Raw genomic sequence first — 21305 nt, 5'->3', positions numbered from 1 at the left:
AAAAATGAAATGGTTGATTGCGGCAGGCGGAGTATTTGTGTTCCTGCTCTTATTTGGACTGTACTGCTGTATTGTCGTTGCGGCAAGGGAGGACAGGTTACTGGAAGAACTGGAGAGGAAAGGCAGACAGGATGCAGGCGGGGAAAACGGATAGAGGGAAATATGCGTCGGATAAGCCCCAGGACTGTGCTTACTGTTACTTCTGGCATAGCAGGAAACGGAAATGTACAAAGAAACGCTGTTATTATCTTCTGCCGGAAGAACGGCAGGATAGCCCCGGCAGAGAAAATGGGATGCGTGGAGACTGTAAGGTCTGCCCTTATGGACGGCACTCTCCCTGTATTGGTTACTGCCTGCAGAAGATTCTTCAAGATCTGCGTCAGTGCCGTCAGAAGTGAGAAAGAAGGTGATCTGATATGCAGGATGAAGTCAACCAGAAGGTTGTGACACTCTGTATCAATGGCGGGAAGATTTCTGCCCGGATACTGAAAAATGCGCTGGTAAAGCTCCTGCGGAAGATGGAGCAGATGAAGCGGGAACAGCGGCAGGCTGCCAGAACATCCAGACAGCAGAAAGAACCGGTGGAATACCACGGAAAACAAAGTATGGAAAAGTTGATGAAACAGAACTGTCAGCTTACCAATATCGAAGTGACGGACGGGAACATCAAATCCTTTGAAAAATATGCCCGGAAGTACAATATTGATTTCAGCCTGAAAAAAGATACTTCTGTATCGCCGCCACGGTATTATGTGTTTTTCAAGGCAAAGGATGTGGATATTATGACGGCTGCTTTTAAAGAATATACCGGGAAGCAGCTCTCAAAAGGGAAAAAGCCATCTCTAAAGAAAAAATTGTCCCTGGCAAAAGAGCGGACGGCAAAGCACCGGGAGCGGGAGAAAGACCGCCGGAAGGAGCGTGGGCCGGAGCATTGATTAAGAAGCCTATAAAGAAGAATGATACATCAGTGAAAGAAACATTTAAACGGTTTTTTGAAAAAGGCGGGAGGAAACTATCGGAGACAGTCAAGAGCAATCTGCCGCCTGTTGACGGGAAGAGGCTCTTGATGATGAATATTCCCTATGTAATCGTATTCTATCTGATAGACAAAGTAGCATGGCTGTATCGGTATTGTATCGGGGATTCCCTGATCGAGAAGGTGGGGGTGCTTTCCCTTAATTTTTCCCTGGCATTTCAAAATATCCTGCCCAGCTTCCATCCCCAGGATCTTTGTGTGGGCGCTGCCGGCGCTTTGCTGGTGAAACTGGCGGTGTATCTGAAAGGGAAAAATGCGAAGAAATACCGACAGGGCGTGGAGTACGGCTCTGCCAGATGGGGAAACCAGAAGGATATAGCGCCTTTTATTGATCCGGTGTTTGAGAACAATATCCTTCTGACGCAGACGGAACGGCTGACTATGAACAGCCGCCCGAAGCTGCCGAAGTATGCCAGGAATAAAAACGTGATCGTGATCGGCGGTTCCGGCTCCGGTAAGACGAGGTTTTATGTAAAGCCGAATTTAATGCAGATGACGCCGAACGTTTCCTATGTGGTCACGGATCCGAAAGGGACAATCCTGGTGGAGTGTGGGAAGATGCTGCAGAGAGGTTCCCCGAAGATGAAAGACGGGAAGCCCCTGCGGGATAAAAACGGAAAGATCGTGTATGAGCCGTATAAGATCAAGGTGCTGAATACCATCAATTTTAAGAAGAGTATGCACTACAATCCCTTCATGTATATCCGCAGCGAGAAAGATATTCTGAAGTTGGTGAATACGATTATCGCCAATACCAAAGGGGAGGGAGAGAAATCTTCCGAGGATTTTTGGGTGAAAGCCGAGAGGCTTTTGTACTGTGCGCTGATCGGCTACATCTACTATGAAGCGCCGGAGGAGGAACAGAACTTTTCCACGCTTTTGGAGCTGATCAATGCTTCCGAAGCCAGGGAAGATGATGAGGAATTTAAAAATGCAGTGGATAAGCTGTTTGAGGAACTGGAACGGGAGAAACCGGAGCATTTCGCCGTGCGCCAATATAAGAAGTATAAGCTGGCGGCGGGAAAGACAGCAAAATCCATCCTTATTTCCTGTGGAGCCAGACTTGCACCCTTTGATATAGCGGAGCTTAGGGAACTGACCAGCTATGACGAGATGGAACTGGATATGCTTGGAGATCAGCGGACAGCCATGTTTGTCATTATCTCGGACACGGATGATACCTTTAATTTTATTGTGGCGATCATGTATACCCAGCTTTTTAATCTGCTCTGTGACCGGGCAGATGATGTGCATGGAGGACGGCTGCCTTATCATGTAAGGCTTTTACTTGATGAATTTGCCAATATCGGACAAATTCCAAAATTTGATAAGCTGATCGCAACGATCCGGAGCCGGGAAATCTCGGCTTCTATTATTTTGCAGTCGCAGTCACAGCTCAAAACCATTTATAAAGACGCCGCAGAAACAATTCTGGGGAACTGCGACACCATGCTTTTCCTGGGCGGCAAGGAGGGAAGCACACTAAAAGAAATCTCGGAGACGCTTGGAAAAGAGACGATAGACCTCTATAACACCTCGGATACCCGTGGACAGAGCCGTTCCTATGGACTGAATTATCAGAAAACCGGCAAGGAACTGATGAGCCGGGATGAACTGGCGGTGATGGACGGGAACAAGTGCATCCTGCAGCTCCGTGGGGTGCGTCCGTTTTTCAGCGACAAGTTCGATATTACCCGGCATAGGAGATATAAGTTATTGTCGGACTATGACAAAAAGAACAGCTTTGATGTGGAGGCATATATGAAACATTCGTTAAAGCTACGGATGAAAGAAGAATTTGACCTCTTTGAAGTAGAAGGGGAGGAAAGTGAATGAGTGATATTTTCCGGGATATGCAGGCAAAAATCGGCTGCCAGTATATTTCCGATCTTCCAGACCATAAACGGGCGGTCTGGTTTGAGCTGCGGCGGATGCCGCTTTCAGACTATGAGGAAAAGCAGTTGGAGGATTTTGCCCGGTATGTATTTGGGGTGCGGTATTCTATCTTGAAAGATGTGATGGCACATCTGGAAGAAACGGACTGTGCGACACGGTGACGCAAAGTGATACAGCCATGCTAACTTTACGACACGGTGACGTAAAGTTAAAGTGACAGGAAAACCTTGCGACACGATGTCGCAAAGTTGGAAAGGGGAGTTTATGGATTTTTTTACAGAGGCGGTCAATGTTTTGGCGGATATTGTCCGTGCGTTATCCTGCCCGGATTTTCCAGAAGAATGGAAGGAAATGTTTCCGGCGAAGGTAAGGGAAGCGGCTATCCTGCCGATGCGGATTAGACGCCTGTGGCCGCCAATCCGGGCGGAGCCGGGAAATTACAAGCAGGGACAGAGCGTGATGGAATAACAAAATAAAAGAGAAAGGATAAGGGAACCGGATTCCCGGAAAAGTTGGGCGGCTATGGAAAGATGGCGGCTCTTTTTTTGTCTCTGCCGATAAAGCCGGAAAGGAATCCGGTTCCCAGGTAATATATGGCTTTTTTTAGTTCCGCAATTTCAATTTTACAAACCTTAGTGGTAGCCATTGGAGCCGGCCTTGCAGTATGGGGCGTGATCAACCTGCTGGAAGGATACGGAAATGATAATCCTGGGGCTAAAAGCCAGGGAATTAAACAACTTATGGCCGGAGGAGGGGTAGTCCTGATTGGAACGCAGCTTATCCCCTTACTTGGAGGGCTGTTCTGACGTAGAAAGGGGACTCATTTATGTTCGATGGCATTTTCGAGGCAATCGAGAACTGGATGAGGGATCTTCTGACGGGGATGGTAACGTCCAACCTGACCACAATGTTTACAGATGTCAATGAAAAGACCGGGGAGATTGCGTCCCAGGTTGGACAGACGCCCCAGACATGGAACGGCAGTATTTTCAGCCTGATACAGAACCTGTCAAACTCGGTGATTATCCCCATTGCGGGGATGATCATCACGTTTGTGCTGTGCTATGAGCTGATTTCCATGCTGACGGAAAAGAATAACATGCATGAGATCGATACCTGGATGTTTTTTAAATACTTTTTCAAGATGTGGGTGGCGGTCTGGATGGTTTCTAATACCTTCACGATTACTATGGCGGTCTTTGATGTGGGACAGTATGTAGTCAATGCGGCGGGAGGTGTGATCAGTTCTGATACAGCGATTAATGTGGACTCTATGCTGGACGCTATGAATACTGCTATGGAATCCATGAATGTAGGGGAGCTGGTTGTGCTTGCACTGGAGAGTATGCTCGTCAGCTTATGTATGAAGATTCTGTCTGTCCTGATTACGGTCATTTTATATGGCCGTATGATTGAGATCTACCTTTATACCTCGGTTGCGCCGATCCCATTTGCCACGCTTTCCAACCGGGAATGGGGGCAGGTGGGAAATAACTATTTCCGTGGGCTTTTAGCTCTCGGTTTTCAGGGATTTTTTATGATGGTATGCGTCGGTATCTATGCGGTGCTGGTATCTACCATTGAAATTTCCGATAACATGCACTCGGCGCTCTTTGGCGTGGCGGCTTACACCGTGATTCTCTGCTTCAGTTTGATGAAAACGGCAAGTTTGAGCCGCTCGATCTTTAATGCGCATTAACATATAAATTGGGAAAGGAGTATATTTATGGCGTTTGTCAGCGTACCAAAAGACCTGACGAAAGTAAAAAATAAAGTAGTATTGAACCTGACAAAAAGACAGCTCATCTGTCTGTCGGCAGCGGCGGCCATTGGGCTGCCTTTTTATTTTCTCACACGGGAGTTGATCGGAACAACCAATGCTGCCACCGGTATGGTGCTTCTTATGCTTCCGGCGTTTCTTTTCGCCATGTACGAAAAGGACGGACTTCCCCTGGAGAAAATTTTATGGAATATCGTGACGGTGAAGTTCCTAAAGCCTGCCATCCGCAGGTATGAGGTGGAGAATTTCTATGAGATGGAGGAAACGCCGGCTGACCAGAAGAAAGGAGGGGAGCATTTTGGGAAAAAGAGAAGAAATCGCAGTAGATAAGCGGAGAAAGAGAAAATACTGCAGGCTGGCACGTTATGAGAAAAAGGCCAGGAAAGCGGCTGCAAAAGAAGCGGCGAAACAGAAAAAGGCCCGCAGAAAAGCAGAGAAAAGAGATAAACGGAAGCCTGCGAAGGAACAGAAAGGCGTATCCGTAGAACGGAGTGTCCAGGGACAGGGCAAGTCTCGTCCGGAGCATACTGCTCGTAAGAAAATTGTGGGCAGTACCACGAGGGGATTAAAGAAGAAGGCGGACAAAAAAGCGGAGGAAAAACGGCTGTCCGCTCAGAAATCCATCCCTTACCGGGAAATGGCAAGGGACGGGATCTGCCGGGTGCAGGATAAATATTATTCCAAAACCATCCGTTTTTACGATATTAACTATCAGTTGGCACAGAACGAGGACAAGAACGCTATTTTCGAGAATTGGTGTGACTTCCTGAATTACTTTGACAGCAGTATCCATTTCCAGTTGTCATTCATCAATCACCACAGCAACATGAAAGAATTTGAATCTGTGATCCAGATCAAGCCCCAGCATGACGCTTTTGACGATGTGCGGATGGAGTACGCACAGATGTTGAAAAATCAGCTCGCAAAAGGGAATAACGGCCTGGTGCGGACAAAGTATATCACCTTTGGTATTGAAGCCGAAAATATCCGGGAGGCAAAACCGAAGCTGGAGCGGATTGAGACGGACATCCTCAATAACTTTAAAGTGCTTGGCGTATCTGCTTATCCCCTGGATGGCCGGGAACGGCTGCAGATTATGTATGAGACATTCAATCCGGAGGAAAAAGTGCCGTTTCAGTTTTCCTTTGACCAGGTGCTGCGCTCTGGTATGGGGACAAAAGACTTTATCGCTCCCACCAGCTTTTTATTTAAAAATGGGAAGGACTTTATGATGGGAAATACCCTGGGAGCGGTGTCCTATCTGCAGATCCTGGCTCCGGAGCTGACTGACCGGATGCTGGCGGAATTTCTCGATATGGACAGGAACCTGATCGTCAACCTGCATATCCAGTCCTTAGACCAGATGAAGGCCATCAAGCTGGTGAAAAGCAAGGTGACGGACATCAACCGGATGAAGATTGAGGAGCAGAAAAAGGCGGTGCGTTCCGGATATGATATGGACATCATCCCGTCTGACCTGAACACTTACGGCGGGGAGGCGAAGCGGCTTTTGGAAGATCTCCAGTCCAGGAATGAGCGGATGTTCCTTGTGACGATTGTATTTTTGAATACGGCAAAGACGAAGCAGGAATTAGACAATGCGGTGTTCCAGACAGCGGGCATTGCGCAGAAATATAACTGTTCCCTGCGCCGTCTGGATTATATGCAGGAGCCGGGGCTGATGAGCAGTCTACCGCTGGGGTTGAACCTGATCCCCATAAAACGGGCGCTGACCACCACATCCACGGCTATTTTTGTGCCGTTCACCACTCAGGAATTATTTATGGAGGGGGAATCCCTCTACTATGGGCTGAACGCACTCTCTAACAACATGATCATGGTAGACCGGAAGAAGCTGAAAAATCCAAATGGCCTGATCCTGGGAACACCTGGCTCCGGGAAATCCTTCTCGGCAAAGCGGGAGATTACCAACGCTTTCTTTGTCACACAGGACGACATCATTATTGGAGATCCGGAGGGGGAATATTATCCCCTTGTCAATGCCCTGGGCGGGCAGGTAATCCATATCTCCCCCACAAGCCATGACTATATCAATCCCATGGACATTAACCTGGATTACTCGGATGACGATAATCCCCTGGGATTTAAGAGTGATTTTATCCTTTCCTTGTGTGAGCTGATCATGGGAAGCCGCAACGGGATTGAAGCGGAGGAAAAATCGGTCATTGACCGGTGCCTGCCGTTGGTGTATCAGAAATATTTTGAAGCGCCGGTGCCGGAAAATATGCCTATCCTGGGAGATCTCTATGAGTGCCTGCGTCAGCAAAAGGAAGTACAGGCACAGCGGATCGCTACAGCGCTGGAAATCTACGTCAATGGCTCCCTAAAAGTATTCAACCACCGTACCAATGTGGAACTGAATAACCGGATCGTGTGTTTTGATATTAAAGACCTGGGAAAGCAGTTGAAAAAACTTGGGATGCTGATCGTCCAGGATCAGGTGTGGAACCGTGTGACAGTGAACCGGGCGGCCCATAAATCTACCCGGTATTATATTGACGAGTTCCATCTTCTCCTGAAAGAAGAGCAGACAGCGGCGTATTCTGTAGAAATCTGGAAGCGTTTCCGAAAATGGGGCGGCATCCCCACAGGGATTACCCAGAATATTAAAGACCTGCTTGCCAGCCGGGAGATTGAGAACATCTTTGAAAACTCGGACTTTATCTATATGCTCAACCAGGCGGCAGGAGACAGACAGATCCTGGCAAAACAGCTCAACATTTCTCCCCATCAGCTATCCTATGTGACCAACAGCGGGGAAGGTGAAGGGCTGATTTTTTATGGCAGTACCATTATCCCGTTTAAAGATAAATTCGATAAATCCCTGCGTCTGTATTCGCTGATGACAACGAAAGTGTCGGATCTGGAGGAACAGGCGGATGGAAGGTGATATTTCTGTCCAGAAAGAGGGCGGATGGGAATGGATGAAAAATCAAATCTATTGCTGCGACTGTTTCTCTTTTTTTGAAAAAATACCGGATGGATCAGTGGATTTAATCCTGACTGATCCTCCGTATGGTATCCGTTATCAGAATCATTTTACAAAAAAGCAAAAGAAGCCGATTGCGGGAGACGAATCCCTTGATTTTTTTACAGTGGCAAAGGAATGTTACCGCGTATTGAAGGAAAACCGACACGCTTATTTTTTTACCCGGTTTGACAGCTATCCCCTGCATTACAAATATCTGGAAGAAGCGGGATTTTACATTAAAAACTGTCTCGTGGTTGAGAAAGGAACGGTTGGAGGAATCGGGGACTTGAAAGGAAGTTTTGCGAACAACAGTGAATGGATCATTTTCTGCCAGAAAGGACGGCGGATCTTTCAGCAGACGGGATTGATGAAAAACAGGAAACCGCCAGGTACGGTATTCCACCGGGGACGTAAGCCCAGCCGGGAATACAAATACAGGTTCAATAGCTGCTGGTTTGGCGAGGACTATCCGAAAGCCACCTATAATGCAGCTTGGCTGTCCAAACACCATATCCAACATCCTACCGTAAAAAATGTGGAATGCATGTCATGGCTGATCCAACTTTCTACACTGCCCCAGGAACTGGTCTTTGACCCTTTCATGGGAAGTGGTTCTACAGCACTTGCGGCTGAAAAAACAGGTAGATTGTATTGTGGGTGTGAGATGGAAGAAGAATATTGCCAGCTTATCAAGCGGAGACAACAGGGGGTGACGGAGAATAGAGAAGATACAAGAACAGGAATATAAAGCCAGGGACAAAACCGTCCGCAAGATGAACCGGGATGGGCTGACCGAGGAGAACCTGCAAAGCGGGGAAACGATCCGTGTCAGTCAGAGAGAACGGGAGGAACGGGTACTGTCAAAGCAGGCAGAAGATGTTTCCTTTTCCCGTTCAGAAAGAGATGCGGATCAACGGTCAGAAAGTGGAAAAAGACGGCAGAAACCAAAGAATCAGCCGGAGATGAAGCAGGGGGAGGCTCTTTCTGATTCCGGCGGCTTGAGAGCAGAGGTTTCAGCCGGAGCGGATTTTGATGGGCTGTCCGGCAATCTTATGGCAGCGGATCGGAGGGAAAGCCTGGAGATGGAGTCTGACGGAGAACAGGAAACCGTTCCCTCCGGTCACAGCGGTATTCGGGAGCAGTCCTTCCGCTCCGGCAATATCCGGGGGCATCCGTCCGGTACTTCTGCGTTTCTGGAATCAGCGGCGGAGACTTCCCATCTGCGGAAGAAAAAGCTGGTGCAGGAGTACGCCAGGAAAGAGAGAGGAAAGCCAGAGGATACCGCTGCCATGGAGGACTTCCGGGAGGAAATCAAAGAGAAAACCAAACGGGAGCAACTTCGCAAAGAACAGAAGAAGGCGGGACGTTTATCCTTTGGGGATGAGGAGAGCGGCATGGTGCGTGGCGCAGGCATGGGGATTTCCAAAAAGGCAGTTTCAACAGCGGCAGGCTCCGCCGCTGTTTACGTTCATGGGAAAGCCCACGAAGCCGAGCAGGAAAACGCTGCCGTGGAGGGGACACACCGGGCGGAGCTGATGGCAGAAAGTGCCCTCCGGTACGCCATGCACCGGACAAGCCGTGGACTGCACAAGAGAAATGCCCGCCTGCAGGAAGCCGGTTCCATGGAAATGGGGAAAAGCCGGCTTTTGTATGAGAAAGCTCAGGAAGCCGGTGAGAAAACGGCAGAGCAGGCAAAAAAGGGAATCCTGCGGAAGTTCTGGCAGAAACGCCAGTATCAGAAAGCATACCGGGCAGCGAAAAAAGGTGAGAAAACAGCGGCAGGAACAGCAAAAGCCACACAGACCATTGCTTCCAAAGCAAGGAGTGTGGCTTCTGCTGTTATCGGGAAAAGCAAAGGGATTTTAGGCATTGTGGCGGCTGCTGGTTTATTCTTTGTCATGATTGCTTCCCTTCTGGCGAGCTGCGGCGCATCGATCCAGGGTGGGGCGGCGTCTACGATTGCCAGCACGACTTACGGGAGTACAGATGAGGATATTTATGCAGTGGAAGATGCGTATTCCGAACTGGAAGCAGCTCTGAATGAGCAGATCAACAGTATGGAGAGCCGCCATCCCGGTTATGACGAGTACCGCTACCAGATTGACGAGATCTCCCACAATCCGTACCACCTGATCTCTTATTTTTCCGCAAAGTACGGGGAATTTACCTATGAGCAGGTAAAGGATGAGATCGAGGAAATCTTTCAGCGTCAGTACAGCATTACCACGGAAAGCACACGGGAAACCGTGACAGAGACAAAGATGGTGCGGGTGGGGGAATCTCTGGGGAAAGTTGTAACCAGTGGCTACTGCAGTTGCTCCATCTGCTGCGGACAGTGGGCCGGCGGCCCTACGGCAAGCGGCGTCTATCCCAAGGCTAACCATACCATTGCCGTGGATGCAAGCAATCCCTTTGTGCCAATGGGAACAAAAGTGATCATGAACGGTGTGGAATATGTGGTGGAAGATACGGGAGCCTTTGCACGGTACGGCGTACAGTTTGACGTGTATTACAGCGACCATGCCGCCGCATCCGCCCACGGACACCAGAAATGGGAAGCCTATCTAGCGGATGACAATGGCAGTCGGGAAGTGGAAGTGACCACAACACAGGAAGTGAACCGGCTGGACGTGACACTGACCAATCATGGCCTGGATGCTGTGCTGCGGGAATTGATGGATGAGAACGAAGAAGGACGCTATGACCTTTATAACGGTACATACGGAAACCGGGATTATCTGTTTGATACGGAAACCCTTCCGGGTGGCGGCGGTGACTTTGGCTATGAGATCCCTGCGGAAGCCCTGACGGATCAGAAGTTCGCCAACATGATCCATGAAGCGGAGAAATACCTGGGTTATCCCTATGTGTGGGGCGGCAGTTCCCCATCTACCAGTTTTGACTGCTCCGGATTCGTGAGCTGGGTAATTAACAACTGTGGCAACGGCTGGAATATCGGCAGACAGACCACAGATGGATTGATGGGATATTGTTCCCGTGTGTCACCATCCGAGGCAAAACCTGGAGATCTGATTTTCTTCCAGGGAACCTATGATACGGCAGGAGCAAGCCATGTGGGGATCTATGTGGGAGACAATATGATGATCCACTGCGGAAATCCGATCCAGTATACGAGCATTGCGTCCTCTTACTGGCAGGAGCATTTCCTGGCATTTGGACGTATCCACGGATAAGAAAGAAGGTGAGCGGTATGAACCGGAAGCTACACCGGGTTCTGGAGGAGATCCAGAGAACAGAAAAAAAGATTGCCGAGTGGCAGGAACACTTAAAAGAACTGAAACTATTAGCGGAACAGCTTGAGAATCAGGAGATTGTGAAAACCATCCGTTCTATGAAACTGGACAGCCACAGGATGTTAGAGCTTCTGGAGGGGATTCAGAGCGGAACGGTATCCATTCCCCTCCCGGAGCAAGAAGAAACAAAAGAAAGCAGCAAGGAGCAGACAGAAAGAATAGAAAAAGCGCAGGAAAGTGAGGTTAGGAATCATGAGGAAACTTAAAAAATGGCTGATGGCGCTTGCTATGGCGGCGGGGGTATTTTCCTCCACCGCCATGAACGCCTTTGCCTATACCGGAGATACCGGACAGACAGAAACAGCCGGGGAGGCTGCGGCAGGAGAGACACAGACGGTAATCCCGGAGCAGACGGAAAGCGCCGGGGAGACAGAAGCAGCGGCCCAGGAAGAAGCGTCAGGGGGAGAGGGGACACCATTTTCCATTCCGGGAAACGGGGAAGTGCTGGACGATAAGTCGGATGATGGAACGAAAGAGTTCCTGACCATCCAGACGAAAAACGGCAACACATTTTTTCTGGTGTTAGACCGCTCCAATAATACGGAAAATGTCTATATGCTCTCCATGATCGACGAGAATGACCTGGCGGAGTTTATGGATGAGACACAGACGGAGGAGATGCCGCAGGTGGTGATTCCAGAGACAGAGACAACTGTGGCACCGGAGGAAACAGAACCGGAGACGGTACAGCCGGAAGAGGACGGAGGCATGAACACAGGGGCGCTCCTGGCGATTGGCCTTCTTGCGGCAGGCGGGATCGGAGCTGGTTATTATTTTAAAGTTGTGAAGCCGAAGAAAGAGGAAGCCCAGGAAGATGGCGAGGACTTAGAGTTCTATGACGGCGGCACTTACGTTAATGAAGATCAGCCGGAGGAGGACGGTTCCACAGAGGAAGAAAATGAGGAAACATAAGCAAGAAAGATAAGGAGAGAGACAGACAGCCGGGAAACCGGCTGTCTTTTCTCATACAGGTGCAAGCCGGAAAGGAGTATTGGATGTATTTAGTATTAGGGGAGAAGCCCAGTGTGGCGTTAGCCTATGCGAAAGTGTTGGGGGCGGACAAGCGGCAGGACGGCTATCTGGAGGGAAATGGCTGGCTGGTAAGCTGGTGCCTGGGGCATCTGGCGGAGTATGTACCGCCGGAGGGCTATGAGGAAAAGTACCAAAAGTGGGAGTTTGAAGATCTCCCGATCCTGCCGGAAAAATGGCAGATGGCTGTGGCGAAAGAGAAAAAGGGGCAGTTTTCTGTGTTAAAAAAACTGCTGAACCGGAAAGATGTGGATTATGTGGTAAATGGCTGTGATGCCGGGCGGGAGGGGGAACTGATCTTTGGACGGGTCTATGAACTGTCTGGGAGCCATCTTCCCATTAAGCGGATCTGGATCAGCTCTATGGAGGATGGTGCGATCCGGGACGGATTTGCCCACTTAAAAGAGGGAGCAGAATACCAGAACCTCTATGAAGCGGCTGTCTGCCGGGCAAAAGCGGACTGGCTCATTGGGATGAACGCCACCAGAGCTTTTACCACAAAATATTTTAAACGCCTGGTGGTGGGACGGGTGCAGACACCCACACTGGAAATGCTGGTGGAGCGGGGAGAACAGATCGCCCATTTCCAGAAAGAGAAATACTATAATCTTCATTTAGACTGTGATGGTCTGGAGGTCGTAAAAGAAAAGCTGTTTGATCCCAGGGAGGTCAAGCGTATTCAGGAAGCCTGTGAGGGCGGGACTGCCACAGTGGAATTCTGCTCATCTGTGGAAAAGGCCGTCCATCCCCCGAAGCTGTATGATCTGACCACGCTCCAGAGGGAAAGCAACCGTTACTTTGGCTATACGGCAAAGGAAACACTGGATTTTACCCAGAGCCTTTACGAGCAAAAGCTGGTAACCTATCCCCGGACGGACAGCCAGTATCTGACGGAGGATATGGAGCAGACCGCACGGCAGGCGATTACAATGGCGTGTGAAAAATACGGATTTTCCTCGCTATATCCGCAGGAACCGGATGTAAAGCGAACGATGGATAACAGTAAAGTCTCGGATCACCATGCGATCATCCCTACAGCAGAGTTAAAGGGCTGTGATCTGCAGGAGCTGTCCAAAGGAGAGCAGGACATCCTGCAGTTGATCAGCGTCCGGTTGCTTTGCGCCGGGGCGCAGAAGCATGTGTTTCAGGAGACGGAAGTCCGGGTATCCTGTGCGGGGGAAAACTTCCAGGCAAAAGGGAAAGCTGTTCAGGAAATGGGATGGAAAGCAGTAGAAGCGGCGTTTCGTGAGCGTTTAGGCACAAAAGTCCGTAAAGACGGGGAGGAGCGAACCATCCCCGCTGTGACAGAGGGGCAGACATTCCACCCGGTTACAGCCAGTATATCGGAGCATTACACAACGCCGCCGAAGCCATACAGTGAGGATACCCTGCTGTCCGCAATGGAGACTGCCGGCAATCAGGAATTTGACGAGGAGACAGAGAAAAAGGGGCTTGGAACGCCAGCAACCAGGGCGTCCATTATTGAAAAGTTGGTATCTTCCGGTTATGCCGTAAGAAAGGGAAAACAGCTTTTCGCTACCCAGGACGGGGCAGACCTGATCTCGGTGCTGCCGGAGTATCTGCGGTCAGCCGCTATGACAGCAGAGTGGGAAAACCGTCTGCTCCGGATCGAAAAAGGAGAGCTGTGCGGGCAGGAATTTCTGGAGGGGATCGTAGAACTGATTGACCGGATGCTGCTGGAGTGCGGGAAAATATCCGTGGAAGAACAGAACCGTTTTTATTCCAGGGAGAGCATTGGAACCTGCCCGGTGTGCGGAAGCCCTGTCTATGAGAGTAAGCGGAATTTCTTCTGTGGGAACCGGGAGTGCGGGTTTTCCCTCTGGAAAGAGAACCGGTATCTGTCCGGGATGAAGAAAATGATCGACAAAAAGATGGCGGCAGAGCTTTTAAAAGACGGGCGGACGTATGTGCTGGATCTGTATTCGCAGAAAAAGGGACGCACGTTTGCGGCGTATCTTATGCTGGAGGCGGCAGATGGCAAGGCTGCTTTCCGCCTGGAGTTCCCGAAGAAGAAAAAATAAAACCTTCCCGCAAAGGCTGCGGGAAGGTCAGGCTTAAACGAGAGGAAAGCCTACCTTTAAGATGGAGATCCAGTCGCTTTTGGCATATAGGAAACGGATCACTGTCACCTGGTTTTCTTCTATCACGTAAAAAGCAAGATAGTTTTTGATCTGTGTGAAGCGGATGCCCCAGGCAGCCAGCAGCTTATCCTCTACAATGGGATGTTCCTGGGGAAACGGAAGCAAGGCATTGATCTTCTGATCCGTTTCCTCAAGGAGATCGTCAGCGGCTTTGGGATTTTTCAGGACAAACTCAATATAATCGGCAGCCTGGGAAATATCCCGTTCTGCAACGCTGGTGATATGCAGATGGTAACTCATCGCCTGCGCCGGCTCCGTATATCTGCCATTGCCTCAGAGAATGGGCGGGTTTTCCCGGAAGAAAGGTCATCCATGCCTTCCTGGAGAAGCCCGTATAACTCACAGCGGCCTGCGAGCTGTTCATACGCCTCAATGCTCATAACGGCAAGATCGCCTTTGCCGTTTTTGGTAATGAAAACAGGCTCCGCATATTCATGGCAGAAAGTGGAAATTTCGTTATAGCTGTTGCGCAGATCTGCGCTTGAACGGATATTTGGCATAAAAGCACCTCCTTATAAAGAAATTATAACTGAATTTCTTTATATTGTAAATGGGAAAAGAAAAATATCCGGGATTTTATGCAGAGAGAAGCACACAGAACTTTTATTTACAGGAGGATTTATATGGCGAAAATGAATGACATCCGTTTCCTGGCAAGGGAAACGGCAAAGGAAGTCAGCGGTTCCCCACGGGACTGGATGCGCTATCTGGATACTGCTTCCAGGCTCTACCGCTATCCTTTCTCTGATACACTTCTGATCCATGCACAGCGCCCGGACGCTACGGCCTGTGCGGAGCTGGAAGTGTGGAATGAGAAGATGCGCCGGTGGGTGAACCGGGGAGCAAAAGGGATTGCCCTGATTGACGATACCGGGCCGAGGCGAGTGCTGCGGTATGTGTTTGACGTATCGGATACCCATCCAGTGAGGGGAGGAAGGAGACCATATCTGTGGCGGCTGAAAGAAGATCAGCGGGAAATGCTTCTGAACCATCTGACAGATACTTACGGGTTAAACGGGGAGGAGGCTCCAGACCTGCCCTCTGCGCTGCGGCAGGTTGCAGAGGACATGGCGGCGGATAGTTTAGAGGAAGCCATGGATGGCATGGAGTATGCCATCCCCGGTACGTTTCTGGAGGGATTGGACGAGGATACGATCCGGGTGGAGTTCCGTACCCTTCTGGCAAACAGCGCCTTTTATACCCTGGCACGGCGCTGTGGACTGGAGCCGGCGAAATACCTGGAGGAAGCGGATTTCTTTGGGATCACGGATTATAATGATCTGTCTGTCTTGGCATTCTTAGGAAATGCCACCAGCCAGCTTGTGGAGCCGGTACTTCGTGACATTGGGCGCACGATCCGACAGGCCGAGCGTGAAGCGAGACAGAAAGAAAATCCAGAGAAAACGGTTGCAAAAAAGAAGGAAGTACCTTATAATAAATTTAACACGTTAATTCGTGAAAGCGAAAATGATGAAGGAGGGAAAACAAATGGAACTGACCTATCACCGCAAGGGAGACTACCTGTTTCCGAACCTGACACTGACGGAAGAACCGCAGACCATCGGGAAATACGGGATGCTGCGGAGAACATACCTGAGAGAACACAAGGAGAACCTGTACCAGAGCCTGCTGGTCAGCGGGAAGCTGGACAACCATCTGTCAGAGATAGAGAAAGCGGCGCAGGAGAGGATGGAGATCCTTCTGGACGGGCTTCTTACGGTATACCCGGCACCGGACAAAGAGACGGATCAGATGGCGTGGACAGCACACATGAACAGCCTGACACAGATGGCGGAGGAAACCGTGCTGACGGAATTGGTATACAGCTAGGGGAGGAAACAAGAGAACAGGATTTGAGTGAAGCAGAGGAGATAGAAGCCTCTGCTTTATCTTTGCCCGAATTTCCCACCGTGGAACAGCAGATCCGTTCGATTGAGGAACGGCAGGCGGCTCTGTATGCCGGGGAAACTGCCATTCCTGCGGATGTAATTGATGAAGTTTTAAGAAAAGGCGGCAACAAAGACAGAAGCCATCTGCGGATCATCTATAATTTCATGGTTGAGCAGACACCGGAGGAATACACGGATTTTGTGCGGCGGGAGTATGGCACGGGCGGTATCGGGCTTGTGATCGGTGGGAAAGAGTATTCTGTCTGGTATGATGAGCTGGGGATGCAGATCGCTGTGGGGCATACCGTACATGACCGGATTCTGGATAAAACATTTCTGTCCTGGGAGGATGTGAGCGGGCGGATTCATCAGCTTTTAAGGCAGGGGGAATATGCTCCCCAGGCGGTTCTGGATGCAGCAAGAGAAAACGCCATAAAAGAACATGCACAGGCGCTTGCCTTTATGCACGGGGATATGGCGGAAGGTGTAGCGGAGATTGTTTTTGGAACAGAACACCAATTTGGATATGGTTATCCTGAAAAGACAGAGCGGATTGAAAAGCTGATCGCACAGCCAGAGTATCTGGCAGAGTTAAATGAGCGTCTGGCGGGGCTGGCAGAAGCCTATGAAACTGACAAAGATTTAATGAGGTTTCACCATTACCGCCCGGACAAAGTGGCAGCACAGTTCCAGAAGTTTGCAAAGGAAGCAGTGCCTTATCAGTCAAGAGAAGGCTTTCAGTGGCAGGAACATGAAATTTTTATTACCCAGGATGAGATTGATTCGTTTCTTGCCGGGGGAGGCCCTTACTCGGATGGACGTTTAAGTACCTACGCTTTTTTTATCCAGGAGAAAACAGCAAAGGAAAAGGCAGATTTCCTCAAAGAAAGATATGGGATCGGCGGGTGCAGCCATGCCTTATCCGGGGCAGATGATTCCCATGCGGACTATGACGGGAAAGGGATCAAACTATGTCGGGGGGATTATTTAAAACCGGAAGCTACAGAACTTTTGAAGTGGCCCCAGGCAGCAAAGCGTGTCCAACAGCTCATAGACCAGGGGATGTACCTGAAAGCCGGGGACTACTCCCGTATGCCGGCATATGAACGGGAGGTTCTAGCCAGGAGGATCATCCGTTTTTATTCCCGGATGCCGGAGGAGATCGAGCGGCCATTTCAAGAAGATCTTTTGAACGAGGATGCAAGGAAACGTCTGCCGCAGCTTCTGGAAGAACCGGATACTGCAGAAGAATTGGCATCAAAGATGGACGCCGCCCTTGCTGCCTTACCTTTGGACTTCCCGGAGTATGAGGAAAGGGCGGAAACCCTCTCGGTGATCCATGATTATATTGACGGAACGTATACGATATTTCCGGAACAGAAGAAAGAGATAGAAGTGGAGGCAACAGGACAGCAGTTGTCTCTCTTTGACTTTATGGGAGAAAGTGTTCCGGAAAAAGAGCCACAGGAGATAATAGCGAAACAGACAGAAGAAGCGGAGACAACTTCAGAAACGGTAATAGAGCCGGAAAATGCAGGAGAAAAGGTATCTCCAGTGGAGACGCCGGAAACGGATGAACCAGGACAGGAATCGGAAAAACGGGAGCCGGGGCAGTTAGAGAGGATCTTGACGGAAGAAGAACAGGATGCCATTTATACTGTCCTTGAGGAACAGATCACGGAAAAGATGGAGAAAGCGGGGGTATCCTTTGATGTGCTTTCCCCGGAGCAGGTGGATGTCATCTATGCAGCCGCTGAAAAAGGACAGGATGTGACGCCGGTGTTAAACCCGGAGTTCTCCCCGGAACAGATGCAGTTGATCCTTGACGTACTGGAGCGCCTGGAGACAGACAACCAGGCGGCTGTAAAGAGGGAGCTGGAACATCTTACCACAGAGGTGATGTCCCTGGACACCATCAACATCATCCGGCAGTATTACCATATCCCTTTAGAGCCAGTGGAAAAGGAGCCGGCTCCGGCTTTAGGACAGCAGGAAAAGGCAGTCAATTTTCGTATTACGGACGAGACTATTGGAACCGGGAACGCAAAAGAAAAGTTCCGTGCCAACATGGATGCGATCCGTCTGCTCCACCAGATCGAACAGGAAGGACGGACAACCGCCACACCGGAAGAACAGGAAATCTTATCTCGCTATGTGGGATGGGGCGGCCTGCAGGAAGCATTCGAGGAACGAAATGAAGCCTGGTCGGAGGAATTTACAGAACTGTATGCGGAACTTGATCCGGAGGAATATAAGGCGGCAAGGGAATCCACCCTGAACGCCTTTTACACGCCGCCGGTGGTGATTAAAGCGATGTATGAAGCACTGGAAAATATGGGGCTGGAGAAAGGGAATGTTCTGGAGCCGTCCTGCGGGATCGGAAATTTCCTGGGTCTGGCGCCGGAGGGCATGGATGGGCTGAACATGTATGGCGTGGAGCTGGACAGCATTTCCGGAAGGATCGCAAAGCTCCTTTACCCGGAAGCGGATATTACCATCAGCGGATATGAAAAGACGGAGTTTCCGGACGGTTTCTTTGATGTGGCGGTGGGAAATATTCCCTTTGGCGGATATAAGCTGATAGACCGTCGCTATGACCGGCAGAAATTTTTCGTCCACGATTACTTCATTGCAAAGACCATTGATAAAGTACGTCCTGGCGGTGTGATCGCCTTTGTAACGTCTAATGGGATCAGCGGCGGAACCATGGACAAGCAGGATGCGAAAGCCAGAGAGTATATTGCACAGCGCTGTGAGCTGCTTGGAGCGATCCGTCTCCCAAACAATGCGTTCCAGGCCAATGCTGGGACAAGGATGAATACGGATATCCTGTTCCTGCAGAAGCTGGATGCTCCCCGGATGCTTGGGAAGGAGCTGCCGGAGTGGGTACAAACGGATGAACTTTTGCGGGAGGAGTATACCAATGACAAAGGGGAAACCTCCCATAACTTTGTCACCGTCAACCGTTATTTCCAGAACCATCCAGAGATGGTGCTTGGGGAGCAGAAGATTGTATCCGGCCCTTTTGGCCCACAGCTCACCTGTCAGCCTATTGAGGGTGCAGATCTGGCGGAGCAGTTAAAGGAGGCGGTCAGCCATATCCACGGCACGATCACAGAGATCGAGTTGGAGGATTCTGACTTAGGAGAGATTGACACTTCCATACCGGCAGACCCGTCCATTAAAAATTTCAGCTTTGCCAACGTGGACGGCGCTGTGTATTACCGGGAAAATTCCCGGATGAACCGGATGGAGCTGCCTGTCATGACAACAGAGCGTGTCCTGGGAATGATCGAGCTTCGTGACTTGACGCAGGCACTTCTGCAGTGCCAGCTAGAGGATGGAAGTGATGAAAAAGTCCATTCCCTGCAGGAGAAACTCAATCAGGCATATGACCGCTTTACCGGAAGATACGGGCTGATCAGCAGCAATGCCAACAAGCGGGCGTTCTCCCAGGACAGCAGTTATTGTCTGCTCGCCTCATTGGAAATCCTGGATGAAAGCGGGAATCTGAAACGGAAAGCGGATATTTTCACCAAACGGACGATCCGGAAGCCGGAAGCGGTGACTTCTGTGGATACAGCCAGTGAAGCTTTAGCCGTGTCCATTGGGGAACGGGCCAAAGTAGATGTGCCATTTATGGCGGAGCTTTGCGGGAAAACAGAAGAGCAAGTAACCGAAGATCTGACAGGAGTGATCTTCAAAAACCCGGTAACAGAAGCGTGGGAAACCTCGGATGAATACCTGTCCGGCAATGTGCGGGAGAAGCTGGCAACAGCAAGGACTTTTGCGGAGAACCATCCGGAGTACGAGATCAATGTTCAGGCATTGGAACGAGTGCAGCCGAAAGATCTGGATGCGTCAGAAATCGAGGTGCGTTTAGGTGCAACCTGGATTGATCCGGACTATATCACACAGTTTATGGGAGAACTGTTTGAGACACCGGACTATCTGCTTGGACGGAAGATTGAAGTCAAATATGCCCCGGTCAACGGACAGTGGAATGTAAGCGGGAAAAATGCGGACTACCGCAATCCCCGTGTGACTGCCACCTACGGCACACAGCGGGCAAACGCTTATCGGCTTTTAGAGGACGCCTTAAATCTGCGTGACACGAAAATTTATGACACAGTGCAAGAAGATGGCAATGAAAAGAGAGTCCTCAATAAAAAAGAAACTATGCTTGCACAGCAGAAGCAGGAGCTGATCAAAGAATCTTTCCGGGAATGGATCTTCCGGGATATGGACAGGCGGGAAACGTTATGCCGGAAATATAATGAGCTTTTCAATAGTATCCGTCCCCGTGAATATGACGGCAGCCATATCCAGTTTGCCGGGATGACACCGGAAATCACGCTGATGCCCCACCAGAAGAACGCCGTTGCCCATATCCTTTACGGACATAATACGCTGCTTGCCCATTGCGTGGGTGCGGGAAAGACTTTTCAGATGATCGCTGCCGGCATGGAGAGTAAGCGGCTTGGACTGTCGCAGAAGAATTTATATGTAGTTCCAAACCACTTGACGGAACAATGGGGCAGCGACTTCCTGCGGCTGTATCCAAACGCCAATGTGCTTGTGGCAACGAAAAAAGACTTTGAGCCTGCTAATCGGAAGAAGTTCTGTTCCCGGATTGCTACAGGGGATTATGACGCTATCATCATTGGACACAGCCAGTTTGAGCGGATTCCCTTGTCACGAGAACGGCAGGCATTGTCCATTGAAAAACAGATTGATGAGATCACCATGGCGATTGAGGAGGCGGCTGCCCAGGAAGGAACACACTATACCGTAAAGCAGATGGAAAAGACAAGGAAGAACCTGGAAACGAAACTGGAGCGGCTCAATGATCAGTCCAGAAAAGATGATGTGGTGACATTTGAGCAGCTCGGTGTAGACCGGCTGTTTGTGGATGAGAGTCATTTTTACAAAAATCTGTTTCTTTATACCAAAATGAGGAACATTGCGGGGATTGCACAGACGGATGCACAGAAAAGCTCCGATATGTTTGCAAAGTGCCAGTATCTGGACGAGATTACCGGCGGGTGTGGCGTGACTTTCGCTACGGGGACGCCTGTCTCAAACAGTATGGTGGTGCGCCCGTAAGGGGCTGTAATAATCTTACCTTGAGCAAGTAATAGGGCAAGGTATCAAAGCGGAATAATCCGCACCCTATCGTCACCCGACTTATCCAAAAGGGGAAACCC

General features: G+C 50.0%; 18 protein-coding genes. 16 read left to right on the top strand and 2 right to left on the bottom strand.

Translation table 11 applies throughout. The annotated features are described in order from the left end of the window. Window positions 1-4 precede the first annotated feature (4 nt). From B5G33_RS21770 to B5G33_RS17295, 15 genes are all read left to right on the top strand, one after another. Complete coding sequence (locus B5G33_RS21770) at window positions 5-154, top strand: hypothetical protein (protein WP_204247423.1); 150 nt, start codon at window positions 5-7, stop codon at window positions 152-154. Continuing rightward, entirely contained in the window at window positions 132-398 is a 267-nt protein-coding gene (locus tag B5G33_RS17360; RefSeq protein ID WP_087418525.1) for a hypothetical protein, read from the top strand. The genes B5G33_RS21770 and B5G33_RS17360 overlap by 23 nt, the downstream gene beginning before the upstream one ends. A gap of 18 nt (window positions 399-416) precedes the next feature. Then, entirely contained in the window at window positions 417-935 is a 519-nt protein-coding gene (locus tag B5G33_RS17355) for a PcfB family protein (protein WP_087418524.1), read from the top strand. Window positions 936-1066: 131 nt separating this feature from the next. Continuing rightward, window positions 1067-2872, top strand: a complete 1806-nt coding sequence (locus B5G33_RS17350; protein ID WP_242974754.1) for a VirD4-like conjugal transfer protein, CD1115 family — start codon at window positions 1067-1069, stop codon at window positions 2870-2872. Beyond that, entirely contained in the window at window positions 2869-3093 is a 225-nt protein-coding gene (locus B5G33_RS17345; RefSeq protein WP_087418523.1) for a hypothetical protein, read from the top strand. The genes B5G33_RS17350 and B5G33_RS17345 overlap by 4 nt, the downstream gene beginning before the upstream one ends. Before the next feature lie 103 nt (window positions 3094-3196). Continuing rightward, window positions 3197-3400, top strand: a complete 204-nt coding sequence (locus B5G33_RS17340; RefSeq protein ID WP_087418522.1) for a hypothetical protein — start codon at window positions 3197-3199, stop codon at window positions 3398-3400. 125 nt (window positions 3401-3525) lie between these two features. After that, window positions 3526-3738, top strand: coding sequence for a Maff2 family mobile element protein (locus tag B5G33_RS17335; protein WP_070088760.1), 213 nt, complete (start codon window positions 3526-3528; stop codon window positions 3736-3738). A 20-nt stretch (window positions 3739-3758) separates the two neighbouring features. After that, window positions 3759-4631: a VirB6/TrbL-like conjugal transfer protein, CD1112 family gene (locus B5G33_RS17330; protein WP_087418521.1), complete on the top strand. Its 873-nt coding sequence runs from the start codon at window positions 3759-3761 to the stop codon at window positions 4629-4631. Between the two features lie 27 nt (window positions 4632-4658). Continuing rightward, on the top strand, window positions 4659-5042 hold the full coding sequence (locus B5G33_RS17325) for a PrgI family protein (protein ID WP_087418520.1): 384 nt from the start codon (window positions 4659-4661) through the stop codon (window positions 5040-5042). A 214-nt stretch (window positions 5043-5256) separates the two neighbouring features. Then, entirely contained in the window at window positions 5257-7623 is a 2367-nt protein-coding gene (locus B5G33_RS17320; protein ID WP_242974753.1) for a VirB4-like conjugal transfer ATPase, CD1110 family, read from the top strand. Next, the gene (locus B5G33_RS17315; protein WP_087418519.1) at window positions 7613-8452 is read left to right on the top strand and encodes a DNA-methyltransferase; all 840 of its coding nucleotides are present in this window, start codon (window positions 7613-7615) and stop codon (window positions 8450-8452) included. Before B5G33_RS17320 ends, B5G33_RS17315 begins: the two co-directional genes overlap by 11 nt. Window positions 8453-8477: 25 nt before the next feature. Next, entirely contained in the window at window positions 8478-10898 is a 2421-nt protein-coding gene (locus B5G33_RS17310) for a CD1108 family mobile element protein (protein ID WP_242974751.1), read from the top strand. A gap of 17 nt (window positions 10899-10915) precedes the next feature. Then, complete coding sequence (locus tag B5G33_RS17305) at window positions 10916-11224, top strand: DUF4315 family protein (RefSeq protein ID WP_087418517.1); 309 nt, start codon at window positions 10916-10918, stop codon at window positions 11222-11224. Continuing rightward, window positions 11211-11930, top strand: a complete 720-nt coding sequence (locus B5G33_RS17300) for a CD1107 family mobile element protein (RefSeq protein ID WP_242974750.1) — start codon at window positions 11211-11213, stop codon at window positions 11928-11930. The genes B5G33_RS17305 and B5G33_RS17300 overlap by 14 nt, the downstream gene beginning before the upstream one ends. Before the next feature lie 83 nt (window positions 11931-12013). Next, on the top strand, window positions 12014-14089 hold the full coding sequence (locus B5G33_RS17295) for a type IA DNA topoisomerase (RefSeq protein WP_087418516.1): 2076 nt from the start codon (window positions 12014-12016) through the stop codon (window positions 14087-14089). 33 nt (window positions 14090-14122) lie between these two features. On the opposite strand, the gene B5G33_RS17290 is transcribed toward B5G33_RS17295, so the two are convergent. Then, window positions 14123-14449, bottom strand: coding sequence for a type II toxin-antitoxin system RelE/ParE family toxin (locus tag B5G33_RS17290; RefSeq protein WP_087418515.1), 327 nt, complete (start codon window positions 14447-14449; stop codon window positions 14123-14125). Beyond that, window positions 14446-14709 carry a type II toxin-antitoxin system prevent-host-death family antitoxin gene (locus B5G33_RS17285; RefSeq protein WP_087418514.1) on the bottom strand — a complete coding sequence of 88 codons (264 nt, stop codon included), beginning with the start codon at window positions 14707-14709 and terminating at the stop codon, window positions 14446-14448. The genes B5G33_RS17290 and B5G33_RS17285 overlap by 4 nt, the downstream gene beginning before the upstream one ends. 123 nt (window positions 14710-14832) lie before the next feature. On the opposite strand from B5G33_RS17285, the gene B5G33_RS22455 reads away from it, so the two are divergent. Further along, window positions 14833-21204, top strand: a complete 6372-nt coding sequence (locus B5G33_RS22455) for a DEAD/DEAH box helicase family protein (RefSeq protein ID WP_204247422.1) — start codon at window positions 14833-14835, stop codon at window positions 21202-21204. The last annotated feature ends 101 nt before the right edge of the window (window positions 21205-21305 follow it).

The organism is Blautia sp. An81, from assembly GCF_002161285.1.
Taxonomy (GTDB): domain Bacteria; phylum Bacillota; class Clostridia; order Lachnospirales; family Lachnospiraceae; genus Blautia; species Blautia ornithocaccae.
Note: the sequence above shows the minus strand (reverse complement) of the source record. Positions and strands in the feature narration are given on the sequence as shown.

Bases quoted from the DNA above. Each gene is read 5' to 3' on its own strand.
- B5G33_RS17325 (WP_087418520.1), top strand. From the start codon at position 4,659: ATGGCGTTTGTCAGCGTACCAAAAGACCTGACGAAAGTAAAAAATAAA.
- B5G33_RS17360 (WP_087418525.1), top strand. From the start codon at position 132: ATGCAGGCGGGGAAAACGGATAGAGGGAAATATGCGTCGGATAAGCCC.
- B5G33_RS17335 (WP_070088760.1), top strand. From the start codon at position 3,526: ATGGCTTTTTTTAGTTCCGCAATTTCAATTTTACAAACCTTAGTGGTA.
- B5G33_RS17300 (WP_242974750.1), top strand. From the start codon at position 11,211: ATGAGGAAACTTAAAAAATGGCTGATGGCGCTTGCTATGGCGGCGGGG.
- B5G33_RS17305 (WP_087418517.1), top strand. From the start codon at position 10,916: ATGAACCGGAAGCTACACCGGGTTCTGGAGGAGATCCAGAGAACAGAA.
- B5G33_RS17355 (WP_087418524.1), top strand. From the start codon at position 417: ATGCAGGATGAAGTCAACCAGAAGGTTGTGACACTCTGTATCAATGGC.
- B5G33_RS17330 (WP_087418521.1), top strand. From the start codon at position 3,759: ATGTTCGATGGCATTTTCGAGGCAATCGAGAACTGGATGAGGGATCTT.
- B5G33_RS17285 (WP_087418514.1), bottom strand. From the start codon at position 14,709: ATGCCAAATATCCGTTCAAGCGCAGATCTGCGCAACAGCTATAACGAA.
- B5G33_RS17345 (WP_087418523.1), top strand. From the start codon at position 2,869: ATGAGTGATATTTTCCGGGATATGCAGGCAAAAATCGGCTGCCAGTAT.
- B5G33_RS17310 (WP_242974751.1), top strand. From the start codon at position 8,478: ATGAACCGGGATGGGCTGACCGAGGAGAACCTGCAAAGCGGGGAAACG.
- B5G33_RS17295 (WP_087418516.1), top strand. From the start codon at position 12,014: ATGTATTTAGTATTAGGGGAGAAGCCCAGTGTGGCGTTAGCCTATGCG.
- B5G33_RS22455 (WP_204247422.1), top strand. From the start codon at position 14,833: ATGGCGAAAATGAATGACATCCGTTTCCTGGCAAGGGAAACGGCAAAG.
- B5G33_RS21770 (WP_204247423.1), top strand. From the start codon at position 5: ATGAAATGGTTGATTGCGGCAGGCGGAGTATTTGTGTTCCTGCTCTTA.
- B5G33_RS17315 (WP_087418519.1), top strand. From the start codon at position 7,613: ATGGAAGGTGATATTTCTGTCCAGAAAGAGGGCGGATGGGAATGGATG.
- B5G33_RS17340 (WP_087418522.1), top strand. From the start codon at position 3,197: ATGGATTTTTTTACAGAGGCGGTCAATGTTTTGGCGGATATTGTCCGT.
- B5G33_RS17290 (WP_087418515.1), bottom strand. From the start codon at position 14,449: ATGAGTTACCATCTGCATATCACCAGCGTTGCAGAACGGGATATTTCC.
- B5G33_RS17350 (WP_242974754.1), top strand. From the start codon at position 1,067: ATGATGAATATTCCCTATGTAATCGTATTCTATCTGATAGACAAAGTA.